The 13,588-nt window shown below is 59.8% G+C and carries 10 protein-coding genes and 1 pseudogene; 5 read left to right on the top strand and 6 right to left on the bottom strand.

Annotated features, from left to right (window positions below):
* The first annotated feature begins 45 nt into the window (after positions 1–45).
* Positions 46–1,173, top strand: a complete 1,128-nt coding sequence (locus ACLH0J_RS19385; RefSeq protein WP_073663301.1) for an integrase — start codon at positions 46–48, stop codon at positions 1,171–1,173.
* A 277-nt stretch (positions 1,174–1,450) separates the two neighbouring features.
* Complete coding sequence (locus tag ACLH0J_RS19380; RefSeq protein WP_028688854.1) at positions 1,451–2,743, top strand: tyrosine-type recombinase/integrase; 1,293 nt, start codon at positions 1,451–1,453, stop codon at positions 2,741–2,743.
* Between the two features lie 778 nt (positions 2,744–3,521).
* Here ACLH0J_RS19380 and ACLH0J_RS19375 read toward each other — a convergent pair.
* Positions 3,522–4,868 carry an MFS transporter gene (locus ACLH0J_RS19375; RefSeq protein WP_023629719.1) on the bottom strand — a complete coding sequence of 449 codons (1,347 nt, stop codon included), beginning with the start codon at positions 4,866–4,868 and terminating at the stop codon, positions 3,522–3,524.
* A 73-nt stretch (positions 4,869–4,941) separates the two neighbouring features.
* On the bottom strand, positions 4,942–6,231 hold the full coding sequence (gene salA / locus ACLH0J_RS19370; RefSeq protein ID WP_024075419.1) for a salicylate 1-monooxygenase: 1,290 nt from the start codon (positions 6,229–6,231) through the stop codon (positions 4,942–4,944).
* A gap of 127 nt (positions 6,232–6,358) precedes the next feature.
* Here salA and ACLH0J_RS19365 point away from each other — a divergent pair, with 127 nt between their 5' ends.
* Complete coding sequence (locus ACLH0J_RS19365; RefSeq protein ID WP_023629248.1) at positions 6,359–7,261, top strand: LysR family transcriptional regulator; 903 nt, start codon at positions 6,359–6,361, stop codon at positions 7,259–7,261.
* 73 nt (positions 7,262–7,334) lie between these two features.
* Here the strand turns inward: ACLH0J_RS19365 and ACLH0J_RS19360 are convergent, their stop codons facing one another.
* Positions 7,335–7,562 carry a DUF2790 domain-containing protein gene (locus ACLH0J_RS19360; RefSeq protein WP_023629249.1) on the bottom strand — a complete coding sequence of 76 codons (228 nt, stop codon included), beginning with the start codon at positions 7,560–7,562 and terminating at the stop codon, positions 7,335–7,337.
* A 156-nt stretch (positions 7,563–7,718) separates the two neighbouring features.
* A complete protein-coding gene (locus ACLH0J_RS19355; protein ID WP_023629250.1) occupies positions 7,719–8,654 on the bottom strand; it encodes a LysR family transcriptional regulator in 936 nt (311 codons plus the stop codon).
* 147 nt (positions 8,655–8,801) lie between these two features.
* Between ACLH0J_RS19355 and ACLH0J_RS19350 the strand changes: the two genes are divergently transcribed.
* Positions 8,802–9,863, top strand: a complete 1,062-nt coding sequence (locus ACLH0J_RS19350) for an HlyD family secretion protein (RefSeq protein WP_023663266.1) — start codon at positions 8,802–8,804, stop codon at positions 9,861–9,863.
* The gene (locus tag ACLH0J_RS19345; RefSeq protein ID WP_078451698.1) at positions 9,853–10,929 is read left to right on the top strand and encodes a DUF2955 domain-containing protein; all 1,077 of its coding nucleotides are present in this window, start codon (positions 9,853–9,855) and stop codon (positions 10,927–10,929) included. The genes ACLH0J_RS19350 and ACLH0J_RS19345 overlap by 11 nt, the downstream gene beginning before the upstream one ends.
* Before the next feature lie 222 nt (positions 10,930–11,151).
* Here ACLH0J_RS19345 and ACLH0J_RS19340 read toward each other — a convergent pair whose 3' ends face one another.
* Together ACLH0J_RS19340 and ACLH0J_RS19335 are read right to left on the bottom strand one after the other, a co-directional pair.
* Positions 11,152–12,603, bottom strand: coding sequence for an aldehyde dehydrogenase (locus tag ACLH0J_RS19340; protein WP_023630205.1), 1,452 nt, complete (start codon positions 12,601–12,603; stop codon positions 11,152–11,154).
* Positions 12,604–12,971: 368 nt separating this feature from the next.
* A pseudogene (locus tag ACLH0J_RS19335) lies at positions 12,972–13,364 on the bottom strand (methyl-accepting chemotaxis protein); the annotation flags it as partial.
* Between the last annotated feature and the right edge of the window lie 224 nt (positions 13,365–13,588).

Raw genomic sequence — 13,588 nt, 5'->3', positions numbered from 1 at the left:
TCAAAAGTCATAGACCCTCGGCCTGTCCTTGCTGGTCCCGAAAGTATGTCTCTCGATCTCGGGCTGTACTACGCTCGCTACCCCTGCATCGAAGCCTTCCTCAGTAGTCTCTCCGCTAATCTTGATGTAGAAACGGACTTAAAATGCGCTATCCGCTTTCTTGCATATCATAGTCACCCGCTTGGAACCTTTAATAATTACCGAACATTCGTTGAACGTTTGCTCCTATGGAGCTGGATTGTCGCCGAAAAAACTGTACTGACACTAGATAAAGAGACGTTTACGAATTTTATTACTTTTTGCAAGATGCCACCTTCAAATTGGGTTGGATTTTCTACAACCGCTAGATTCGCTCAAGTCGATGGTAATTCGGTTTTCAATGAATCATGGCGGCCTTTCAATATTCGAGCATCTAAAGATGTAGGGGCGCGCAGCCCTAAAGTGGAAACCTTGCGTTTCATTCGTAGCGTTTGTAGTTCATTTTATGGTTTTCTCTGCGAGGAAGATGTGATAGCGATAAATCCAGCTATATCATCACGAACTTTCTATGGAAGAGGAATGCGCGCTACTTACCCTGTGGAACGATATTTAACTTCCGAGCAATTAGGTCAGGTTCTGCAAGCGCTAGAATTTCATGCGCTGGGTGATCCTGCTGGTGAGCGTGCTCTTTTTATAATAGCAGCAACGACTCTTATGTGTTTGCATGCTGCAGACCTTGCAAATGCTGATAACTACTGCCCATGCATGAATTGCTTTGTTCTAGACGATGCCAGATGGTGGTTGATACTAGAGGCGCCAGGTCGGCTGCTAAGGAAAGTTGAAGTCACTCCAGAGTTCCTGCCCTACTTGAGACGCTATCGAAAAAGCCGAGGACTACCCCCGTTCCCAGAGCAGAACGAAGAAATCCCTATCTTGGAGGCTAGTCACGGGCGCCCCGGTCTTTCCGTGCGACAAATACGAAGCATTGTTAAAGAAGCGCTTATGAAAGCTCATGCAAGCATTACTTCTACAGACAAAGGCGGTGAGCACTGGAATATCCTGCTTGGTGGCAGTATGCGTTTTTTGAAAGAAAGCGGCGCAAAGATTCGTGCGCAAAGCTTCCGCCCTGCCGAGTTGCAGAAATATCTAGGCATTTTCAGCTTGGCTTATACCTATGGAAGGTATTATGGTTGATAGAGCGTTCCCCGCTAGCTTAAATTCCTGGCCTATAAGCTTCTCTGGCGGGACGCCCGGCAGACTCATTTCTCCCATTTAAAAATCCGACTCCAATCGTAACTGCATGTTATTAAACGTATTATTTGTAAGGATCATGGGGTTACAGATTTTAAGAAGGACAGCGAGGATTGATCGGAGAAATCTAAGCAATATCCGATAATCACCAGACCCGGATATTGCTCTATACTACGCTGAAAGACCGATATAGACGCATTCGCCCAGGTTGAACCACTTCATGTCGCAGCATCCCCAGCCGCTTTTCGAGACCTTTGATCGCTTCCACGAACTCAACTTTCTTCACCTCAATGGCGAGCTTCCAGCGGTTCGGGACTTCCTCCATGGTTGTGCCGATGAGCTCCAGGCCGTCGAGGGCTATCGCGCCGTTCGGGGATTTCTGAAGTCCTACGCCGGCAACGAAGCCACGTTCAACTCCTATCGAACCCACGTCGAGCGGCTGCTGCTCTGGTCCCTACTGGTGGCTGTCAAGCCCCTTGTTGAACTGCGTCGCCGGGACGCCGAGGCCTTCATGGAGTTCTGCCTCAACCCGCCCGCCGACTGGATAGGTCCGGTCGTAAAGTCCCGCTTCCTGCGCGTGGGTGGTCGCAAGAAGCTCGACACGGACACCTACATCGTCAATTTGCAATGGCGACCTTTCAGTCACACTGTGGCCAAGCGCGAACGCAAGATTGCCGAAGAGGCCGTTGCCGCCCTTCCCTCCCGTCCCTACCGCTTGTCCCAGGGATCGGTGGCTCAGGTATTCGCAGTCTGCGGCAGCTTCTTCCAACACGCGATTGATGAGGGTCTCACCGAGGTGAACCCCTTCCGGGCGGTAAAACAGAAATCCATCTACAAGCAACGCAACACCTTGGATGTGGCGTCACGTTCCCTGACTCCGCTGCAGTGGAGCTACGTGATCGAGACTGCCGAGCAGATGGCCGCGACCGACCCGACACACGAACGCACTCTGTTCATCGTTGCGACTCTGTTCTCCATGTACCTGCGAGTCTCCGATCTGGTCGGGCGTGACAACTGGACGCCTACCATGGGCGACATCCGCCGCGATAGCATGGGCAACTGGTGGTTTCATGTGGTGGGCAAAGGCAACAAGGCCGCCAAGATCAGCATCCGCGACGAATACATCCAGAACTACCTGATACGCTATCGCCAGCATTTACAGCTCTCCCCCCAGCCATCTGCCCACGAGAAAACACCGTTGATCAGTTCCCTGAAGGGGCGTGGTGGGCTATCTGATCGACATATTCGCCTGCTGCTCCAAGGGCTATTTGATCGCGCTATGGGGCGTATGGCTGAGGAAGGCTGGAGCGATGACGAAATAGACCAGTTGCGTTCAGCTTCACTGCATTGGTTACGCCACACCTCCGCAACCTTTGATGCACCATATCGAGAGATGAAGGACCTCCAGGCTGACCTTCGTCACAATAGTCTCAGCACTACCCAAAATACGTACTACAACTCGCTGGACGAACAACGGGCACACTCGGTGAAAAGCCTTCCAATCAGACGTTAGACGCCCATTAAACACACACTTGTTTAGCCATCGCGCATAGCTTGAGAACGAGAAAATTTTCCTTGGCTCAGGTGATGGGTGAGTTATGCAACCAGCGCATGCTCGACCTCGACTCGCGGACATGCCATCTGCTTGCTGGCGCGTTTCTGCGCCAGCAAGAAATCAGGAGGTCGCGCTTCCGTCGTCATTGAAAAAGTCATCACGGGAGATGCGTCCGAAATCGCTGAGGTCTTGGTCTTACTGGTCTTCAGCGACCGTCTCGAAGATCGTCGATCATTGCAGCCTTCGTGCTGTACTTGGCTCCGAGATGTACCAGCCTCTCGATGTTCGCGGCAGTGAAGAACTGGTGGCCGGCAGCGATGACTCTCTGTGCTTTGATAATCCCGTGCAGGACTTCACCCACCCATTTCGCAGGCTGCGATCTTCAGGCGTTGGGGTTCGACAAGGCCCGGTCTCATCGTACGGGGCGTCCTGATTATGATCCGGCTAATCTGCTCAAGATCTGTCAGTACGGCTACGTGCAGCGCAACCGTCACGTTCATTGAAAAGTATGGATGTGATGACCGGCGCCTCAGCACCTGCTAACCATCGAGTTGGCAGCCGCTTCGAGTCTCAAGGCTTTCTCATGATCCAACGCCTAGCCTAGGATCCGACTACGCACAGCGGATCGGCATCTATAGCAGCCGAGACCATGGTGGTTCCATATGCCGGTTGCGAGCGGTCAACCAGAGCACCACACCCGACATGGGTGCGGTGCTCAGTTCCTGATAGCAGTGGATCAGCCGGCAGTCGATTCCAGAGGTTTCTCCATCAGCGTGCAGACCTGACCCGGCCGGTGCCAGAGAAAACCCATAATGGCGGCGGCGCCCACCAGCCCCGGCAGCGCGAACGCCAGAAAGCTCGCCTGCAACGGCAGTTGCGCGGCGTGCAAAGCTCCGCCCAGCAACGGGCCGATGATGGCGCCAATACGGCCAATTCCCATCGCCCAGCCCAGACCAGTGGAGCGGATATGCGCGGGGTAAAATTGCACGGCGCAGGCATTGGCGAGGATCTGCGTACCGATAGTGCAGGCCCCGGCCACGCCGATCAGCAGGTAGAGCACCGGCAGCGGTGACTTCAGCGCCAATAGACTCAGCGACAGCGCACCGGTGGCGAAGAACGCCAGGAGTACCCGACCCAGGCCTATGCGATCTCCCAGCCAGCCGCCGCCGATTGCCCCGAAGATGGCGCCGAAGTTCAGCACCAGCAGGAACGCCAGGCTGGAGTTGAGGCCGTAGCCGGCAGCGTTCATAAGCTTCGGCAGCCAGGAACTCAGGGCGTAGACCATCAGCAGGCAGCAGAAGAAGGCCACCCAGAGCATCAGCGTTTTCAGTGCGCGACCATCCTGGAACAACTGGGAGATGGCCACCTTGCCCGCCTGCCCCTTTGCCAGATTGAGCCGGTCGTGCATTTTGGGCACGTAGTCGGGCTCTGCCCTGGCCAGCAGCTCTTTGGCGCGTTCGACCTCCCCCTGGCGCAGCAGGAAGTTCAACGACTCCGGCAGCTGGCGCACCAGCAACGGCAGCACCAGCAGCGGTACAACCGCCACGAAGAACACCGATTGCCAGCCCCAGCTGGGCATCAACGCCATGCCCAGACCCGCAGAGAGCATGCCCCCCACCGAGTAACCGCTGAACATGATCGCCACCAGGGTGCTGCGGATTTTCTTCGGCGCGTACTCGTTCATCAGCGCCACCACATTGGGCATCACCCCACCGATACCAAGCCCGGCGAAAAAGCGGCAAATGGCAAACTCCTCGGGAGTGCGCGCGAATCCGTTGATCACGGTAAAACCGCTGAACAGGACCACACAGGTCATGATGGTCTTGCGGCGCCCGATCCGGTCCGACAGTGGGCCGAAGAACAGTGCACCGAGCATCATGCCCACCAATGCGCAGCTGCCTAGCAGACCGGCCTGCAGCGCAGAGAGGTTCCAGGCTTGCATCAGCGACGGCAGCACCACGCCGTAGATAACCAGATCATAGCCATCGAAGATAATGATCAGCGCGCACCAGAACAGCACGCGCCCGTGAAAGGTATTGAAGCGGGCCCCGTCAAGCAGGGCGGAAACGTCGATATCACGCATGGCATAGCTCTTCTTGTCATTGTTATAGAGCCGGAACCGGCATCGAGGCCGATTCCGGTAGAACGACGCGCAACTAGGCGCAGTGGCTCAGGGCTGTCCAACCTAGTCGAGCGCGGGCATCTCGCACGTCAGCGTCGAGGTCGTGGTTCCACAACCAGTCGAAGCGGCTAGCCAAGGTAGCTCCCAGCGCCTGTTTGTCATCACCCACTGCCGGGTCACGCAGTTCGTAAAGTTCACCGGCTTCCCAGGAGGTACGCTGCACGCGGCAGGCACGCGGGCGGCGCAAGGCGTCGTAGGCAGCCAGCAACTCATCGAGGTTGCCGCGACTCACCTGAACATCTCCCAGCAGGCGGGCGAGGAAGTAGGCGTCCTCGAGCCCCTGCCCTGCCCCGGCGCCCTGGTGCGGCAGCATCGCGTGGGCGGCATCGCCGATCAGCGCCACACGGCCGTGGACATAACCAGGTAGCTCGGCGAGGTCGTGCAGAGCCCAGTAGGTTGGCGAGGGAATGCACTCCAGCAGGATTCGCGCAGCATCGCCCCAGCCGACGAAGGCGTCGAGCATCTCACGCTGGCTGGCCTGACGAACCCAGGGCGAATTCTCGGGCCAGGTGGGCGCGGGCTGACTGCGGTCAGATACGAAGGCCACCACGTTGATGATGCGCCCCCGCTTAACCGGAAAGGTAAGGATGTGGCCATCCAGGCCCAGGTACATCTGCGGCACGTCCACCAAGTGCTCGTCAACGCCAGCGGCACGGTAGGCCTCGCGCAGGTGCAGGCTATCGATCATGCCACGGTAGGCGCAGGTACCACTGAAGCGCGGCACGGCGGGCGGGGCCCCGATACCCTCGAGGACATGGCCACGAATAGCCGATTTGATGCCATCGGCGGCGATCAGCAAGTCACCGCGATATTCACTACCGTCGGTAAAGCGCACACAGGCCTCATCGCCGTGCTGCTCCACGCCCACGGCGCGCTTATTGAATCGGGCAATGCCCTCCGGCAGTCGGCTGGCGAGCACGTCGAGGAAATCCGCCCGGTGCACCGAAGACTGCCCCACGCCAGGAGCCACGCTCGCGCCAATGTAACCGGCGTCGACGCTGCGGCGCCATTCGAACCACACGTCCTGCCAGGGCTCGGGGGTGCGATCGGCAACCTGGGCGTAAGGCTCTGCAATGCCGAGACCGGCAATGGCTCGCACCGCGTTAGCACCGAAGGAAACGCCCGCTCCCACCTCACCGAAGGCCGGTGCGGATTCGAAGAGCTGGACGTCGAGATGGGAATGGCGGCACAGATCCAGTGCCAGGGCGACGCCGGAAATACCGCCGCCGATGATGCCGATACGCAGGGCAGGCTTGGTGATCATGTTTGTACCCATGATGTTGTTGTTGGAGTGAAGTCATCATGGGCGCACGAGAAATATTGATAAATACCGCAGCCTGCATACAAACTATTTCAAACCTGAATATTCCTACCAACCTATGAGGCAGACCATGGACCTGCGCGACCTGGATCTGAACCTGCTAGTGGTGTTCAACCAGTTGCTGATCGACCGCCGCGTCTCCACCGCCGCGGAAAGCCTGGGTCTGACCCAGCCCACCGTGAGCAACGCCCTCAGGCGCCTGCGTACAGCCCTGCAGGACGACCTGTTCGTGCGTACCTATCAGGGTATGGAGCCTACCCCCTACGCCCAGCAACTTGCTGAGCCAGTGTCGCTGGCCATCCATACCCTGCGCGAGGCGCTGAGTCGCCAAGACAGTTTCGACCCGCTAACCAGCGAACGCACCTTCACCATCGCGATGACCGATATCGGTGAAATCTACTTCACCCCGCGCCTGATGGATGCCCTCTCCCGCCTGGCACCAGGCTGCCGCATCAGTACCGTGCGCAACACCTCCGTATCCCTGATCGAGGCGCTGCAGAGCGGCACCGTCGACCTCGCCGTAGGCCTGCTGCCACACCTGCAGGCAGGCTTCTTCACTCGCCGTCTGTTCCATCATCGTTACGTATGCATGTGTCGCAAGGACCACCCCGTCACCAGCGAGCCGCTCACGCTGGAGCGCTTCTGCGCTCACGGTCATGTGCGGGTCATCGCCGCCACCACCGGCCACGGCGAAGTGGACGCACACATGGCGCGTCTGGGGATAGAGCGGGACATCCGTCTCGAAGTGCCGCACTTCGTCGCTGTGGGCCATATTCTCCAGCGCACCGATCTGCTGGCCACGGTACCCGAGCGCTTTGCCGAGTGCTGCGTCCAGCCCTTCGGTTTGGTGGCCCTGCCCCACCCCGTGCAGCTACCGGAAATCGATATCAACCTGTTCTGGCACGCCAAGTATCACCGAGACTCCGCCAACCGCTGGCTCAGGCAACTGATGTTCGAGCTATTTGCGGACTGACGGCGCCCGAAGTGCCTGACAGCCCATTGCCTGCCATGAGGGATCGGGCTGACTGCCGAGTCCTGCGACGGACTCAATACACGCAGCTCTCGCCCTGGCGCAGATACACCAGGGTATGGATCTCGCCGTGTGAATCCTCATAGACCATGGTCGCCTCGCCCACCTCACAGCCCTGAGGCATCTCGATCGAAATGACCCTGGCGACATCCATGGCCTGGCCATAATGGTATGGCTGCGCATCGTCGGCGACTGCCCACTGAGCGACAAGTGTCACGCCGATCATCCAGTATCTTGCTTTCATGCTGCACCTCGTAATGACTCGATGAGCATCAGCTTAAGGAGTGGTTCCGGCAAGAAACAGCGAACTCCAGGCAAGGTAGTTTTGCCTTTAGCGTAATAATCGAAGAGCGCTAAGCGACAGGGCATCAACCCTGGCCACACCGGTTTGCTCCCAGGGTCACGCCCAATAGGTGGGGTTTTCCACCAGGGTTCGATTACCGCGGAATACCAGGGGTAATTGCTCCTTGAGGAACTCCACCCAGGTTCTCACCTTGGCATCGAGAAAGCGCCGCGACGGGTACAGCGCATAGATACCCCGCTCGTGCAGGCGATGTTCGGCCAGCAGGCGTACCAGTCGGCCCTGTGCGAAGGCCTTGGCCGCTATCAGGTCCGGCAGTACGCAAATACCCATACCCTCTCCTGCCGCCTGGGCCATCGCCTCGGCGACGTTGACCTGAAATGTTTCTCCCAGACGGATCGCCCGCTCGACGCCGTTGTCGGTAAAGGTCCAGCTGTCGCCAAAAACCGGGTCGAGCAGGCGCAGGCAGCGATGCTGGCTCAGCTCGTCGAGAGTCATCGGAATACCGTGCTGCCCCAGGTAGCTCGGCGCCGCACAGACCACGCTGTAGGTAGTGCCGAGCAGTTGAGCGACCAGTTCGGAGTCGGGCAACTCCCGGGCCAGAGTAATGACCACATCCTGCCCCTCCTCGAGCAGGTCAGGGTGGCGCTGGGAGAGCGTCAGCTCAAGGTTCACTTCCGGGTAGAGCTCGCTATAGCGGGCGGCCAAGGGTGCAAGTAGATGGGTGCCCAAACCGGTGATCGCGTGCACCCGCAGGCGCCCCCTGGGCATCAGGTAGGCACCACCGGCCTCGGCGCCAGCGTCTTCCAGCTCGCTGAGAATATGCCGACAGCGCTCCAGGTAACGGCTGCCTACCTCGGTCAGCCCCAGCCGGCGGGTGGTACGTTGCAGTAGGCGTGCCTGCAGATGACTTTCGAGTTCGGACACCTGCCGCGACACCTGCGCGGTGGACAAGCCCAGCGTCTGTGCAGCAGCCGTGAAGGTGCCCGCGTCCACCACGCGAGTAAACACCCGCATTGCCTGAAAAACATCCATCTGACTGTTACCTATTTAGTAAGTGTTCTTTGCATAAGACGGCTATTTTTGCATGAAAGCATGGGAAATATACTGCCGCCTTCGCGGGCCGGCCCGGACTTTCCAGCGTGCGCCCGTCCCCCGACGCTTTGCTTAACCGAGGTATTCATGACTCCCGATCAACGATTTGCCCGCTGGGTTCAAATCGCTATCTCGGCCCTAGCCTGTTGCTTCATCTACTTCCTAACCGCCGACCTGAGCATGCCGTTGACACCACAGGCGCAGTTGACCCGACCGGTACTGAAGGTCGCGCCGCGGGTCGCAGGCCAGGTCAGTGAGCTGGCGGTGAGCAATAACCAGTACGTACAACCTGGCCAGTTACTGTTTCGCCTCGATCCGCAGCCATTCGAGCTGGAGGTGCAGCGGGCCGAGTTGGCGCTCGAACAGGCACACCAGGACAACACTGAACTCGATGCCCTGCTGGCCGCCGCCCGTGCCGAGGTCAGCGCGGCCCAAGCCAAGTCGAACGAGTCGGGCGCTCAGGCCCTACGCCTGTCGCGCCTGCTCGAACGCCAGCATGTCTCGCGCCAGGCCTACGATGCGGCCGAAGCGCAGCATCTGATGGCCCAGGCCCAACTGCGTACGGCGCAGGCCAGAGTCCGTGAACTGCAGGCCCGTCGCGGCGGCGCCGACGGTGCCAATCTACGGCTACGCCAAGCCCGCAATGCACTGCTCCGGGCGCACCTGCAGCGGGACTACAGCGAGGTTCGCGCCGAACGTGGCGGCGTGCTCAGCAACCTGCAGCTCACCCCCGGCACCTTCGTCGCGGCAGGAACGCCGGTGGCCGCTCTGGTCGAGGACCGCCTGGACATCATCGCCGACTTCCGCGAGAAGTCCCTGCGCTACATCGGCGTCGACACCCCAGCCGTGGTCGTATTCGACGCCCGTCCAGGCGAGCTGTTCAGCGCCCGGGTCAGTCATTTCGACGCCGGAGTCCGGGAAGGCCAGATCGATGCCAACGGCGAGCTGGCAACGCCCGCGCAATCCGAGCGCTGGGTTCGCGACGCGCAACGACAACGCGTGCACCTGGCACTCGATGAAGAGCTGCCGTTCCTGCTGCCCACCGGGGCTAAGGCCACGGTTCAGCTGAAGCCCTTCGACAACCCGCTGGTGAACCTCGCCGCTACGCTGCAGATCCGCCTGATCAGTTGGTTGCACTATGTCTACTGAACCCTCCGCGGCGGCACACACACTTGCCGAAAGGGCCACAGCGCCCCGTTTGTCACTGGGCAAGAACGACCTGCGCCAGTGTCTGCGCATCGCCACTGGCGGCAGTCTGGCCTTTGTCCTGTGCAAGCTGTTCGACCTGCAGTACGGTGCCTTCTTCTGCGTCTATCCGATGCTACTGCTCGGCCTGGTGCCGCGCCTGACTGCCCACCTGATGCGCCAGTTCTTCACCCAGGGACTGGTCGTCAGCCTGGAGGTCGCGTTGCTCTACGGTCTGTTCGGCGGCCGACCGCTGCTGATGATTCCGCTGGTGTTCTTGCTGTTTCTCTACCGTTTCGCGCTGATGGCCAGCGGCCCGAACTTCCTGTTCGGCGCCCTCGGCGCAGTATTTCTGTCGATCCAGCTGAACTTCGCCAGCTACCCGCACACCGACGTCATCGCCATGCTTGGGAGCAATGGCCTGGCCATCGTGCTGGCCGCAGCGATCGCCGTGCTGATGTTCTACCTGTTTCCCGACTGCGAGCCGCGCCCCGCACGCACGCCGCCGCCCAAAGACCGCGCCAGTCGGCGCCACGAGGCACTGCTCGGGGCAACGGTGGCGACGCTGTCGTTCAGCGTATTCCAGTGCCTGGATCTGCAGGACTCGCTGTCGGCTCAGGTCGCCAGCATCCTGCTGTTGTTTCCCATGCACTGGAACGGCTCACGCTTCGCCGGCCGTACCCGTGCGCATGGCACCCTGCTCGGCTGCGTGATTGCCCTGCTGATCATGCTGCTGCTCTATGATCACCACGACCTACTGCCGCTGGTCGCCCTGCTGCTATGGATCGCCGCCATGGTCTGCGCGCGCTGGCACATGCTGGAAAAGGGGGTGCCCGGCGTCGGCTTCGGCGCTTTGACCACCCTGGCCATCCTGTTCGGCCAGTCGCTTACGCCCAGCCACGACATCATATTTGCGACCCTCTACCGGCTGAGTTCGGTGTGTGTCTCGGTGCTGTTGACCCTGTTCGTCGTGTTCATGGTGCACCGCTTGCTCAACCGCTTTGTCACTACTCGCCACAGCAGCCATTGAAGCCAACAGCTGCGGCCACGGCGATTGTCAGATCAGCGCGCGTTTTTCCTGCTCGTACACAAAGCCGGCGACCGCGCACCGCTACAATTTGTTATCACGCGTGCAACACTTTCGCGGCAAGACGCGCTTGGCCGTGGATCCGAGCGTTTTACGATCATCTGGGAGAAATGATGCGAACGCGCGTGAACCGGCGAATCCACTTGCTCCGCCGGCCCCGAAACATCAGAAGGGATAAGGCTGATCAGATGGCTCAACAGTGACCCACTTGATTTCTGTGAACTCGTCAATCACAGCGCTTCCATCGAAACGGCCGTATCCACTCTGCTTCATACCACCATAGGGGGCCTGCGCTTCGTTTTGTACGGTGGCGCCGTTGATGTGGACACAACCTGCATCCAACCGACTTGCCAGCTCAAGCGCTTTGGAGACATTGGCGCTGAAAATTGCAGATGAGAGGCCATAAGCCGTGTCATTGGCCACTTCCAACGCCTCCTCTGCCCCGTCGACACGAACGATCGTGGTAATAGGACCAAAGGTTTCCTCGTCGTAGATTTCCATGTCCTTGGTCACGCGGTCGACTAGCGTGGGCTGCATCAAGGCACTGTCGGCGATACCGCCCGCGGCGATGACAGCCCCTTTGCCGAGCGCATCTTCGATCAGATGGTTGATCCGCTTTACCGAGCCCTGGGCGATGACCGGTCCGACTACGCAGGTCGGAGATGCGGTGGGGTCGCCAAGCTCCAGTTTGCCGATTCGCTCGGAAAACTTACTCACGAATTCGTCGGCAACACGCTGATCGACCACGAAACGCTCGGTCGACATGCAGATTTGCCCTTGATACAGGAACGAGCCGAATACTGCGGCATTCACTGCGCCGTCGATATCGGCATCCTCCAGCACTACGAAAGGAGCCTTGCCACCCAACTCCAACAAACAGCGCTTGAGATGGGACGCACAGGTTTCGGCGATCATGCGGCCGACCTTGGTGGAGCCCGTGAAGTTGACCCGGCGCACGGTATCGTGGGCCACCAACGCTTCGGTGACAGCCGATGCGTCTTCGGGCGCGGTAATCAGGAAATTGAGCACACCCGCCGGCAGGCCTGCCTCAATGAAGGCATCGGCCACAAGGGCATGAGTGCGAGGACTGTTTTCCGAGCCTTTGAAGATCACGGTATTGCCGCACGCCAGCGGATACGCGATAGCGCGAGCCCCCAGGATCACCGGCCCATTCCACGGCACAATGCTCAGCACGGTGCCCACCGGCTGGCGAAGCGTCAACGAGAAAGCGCCAAGCTTATCGGTTGGAATCGTCTCACCCTTGATTTGAGTAGTGAGCGCTGCAGCCTCGCGCAGCAGATTCGCCGATGCACCTACGTTGAACTGCGCCCAGAGCTGCGATGCGCCAATTTCCTCAGCCATGATCCGGCAGAATTCCGACATCTTGGCCTCGAGGACATCCGCTGCTGCGAGCAGGAGACGACGCCGCTCGGTCGGTCCGGTCTTGGACCATTTGCGGAATGCTCGCTCGGATGAGGCCGCGAGCCGTTTTGCGTCTTCCAGGGTGCAGGCAGCCGCAGTGCTGACCAGTTTGGCGGACACAGGGTCAAGCCGTTGGATCGTCTTGCCTCCGGTAGCGTCCAGCTTGATATTGTCGATTACCAGTTGTGCACTCATTTCTAGACCTTTTAGACAGTAGGAAAATTGTGTGACGCGACCGCATTCAGTCGGCAGCTCCGGGCATACGCAGAATGGGACTGCGCTGCGCAGCTGCGTCAGTGATTGCGCGACTACGCGTAGCCGGATCTGCTACCCGGCTATTGAAGATGGGCGTTGTGCCCACCCTGCGAGCCAACTCCAGGCGAGAAGGCATCACGTCCACGGCAATGGCGGAGTCATGCGGCCAGGGCCGCTTTCCAGCCTAAACGGCTGTAGGCCAAGTTCAGGTCTTGCTGCAGATCGTGATTCCACAGCCAGTCGAATCGGCTGACGAAGACTGCGTCACAACGATGGGGTCGCAAGGTGCCCACTTCAGCGATAGCCCGCTAACCCAGCAGCTCGACCATGTCCTGGGTCAAGGTGCGCTGCTCATTCAGGCGCCGAACGATGCGCTCGACCGTCTCCAGCCGCACCGCGGCGCCGGCACGCATCTCTGCCATGGCGCCCAGGGCCGCGGCGGACTTCTCCAGGCCGGTGCTGGTGGACTGGCCGATGTGTTCGACTCCCGTCCGCGCCTCCTGCGCCGACTTCTGCAGGCTGCCGGCGATCTGCTGGATCTCGCCGCTGGACTCGTTGGCGCGCTGGGCCAGGTGACGCACTTCGTCGGCGACTACGGCGAAGCCGCGGCCATGCTCACCGGCGCGGGCCGCCTCGATGGCCGCGTTGAGCGCCAGCAGGTTGGTCTGCTTGGCGATGTCCTGGATGCTGCCGACGATGGCGCCGATGCGCATCGACTGTTGCGACAGTTCGTCGAATACCTGATCGATGGTGCCCATGTAGCCGGCCAGCTCGCGGATCGCCGCCTCGCAGGCCTGGATGCTGGCGGCGCTGAACTGCACCTTTTCTCCGCCCGCGCGCGCCAGTTCAGTGGCGAAGAGCATGTCCTGCTCGGTGCGCAGGATGCTCTCGAGCAACTTCGCCAGGGGTGCGCGTAGCGGCAGGC

It is taken from the genome of Pseudomonas sp. MPB23, assembly GCF_046605395.1.
Classification (GTDB): Bacteria; Pseudomonadota; Gammaproteobacteria; order Pseudomonadales; family Pseudomonadaceae; genus Aquipseudomonas.
The sequence above is the reverse complement of the archived record's forward strand: the minus strand, read 5'-3'. Positions and strand labels throughout refer to the sequence as shown.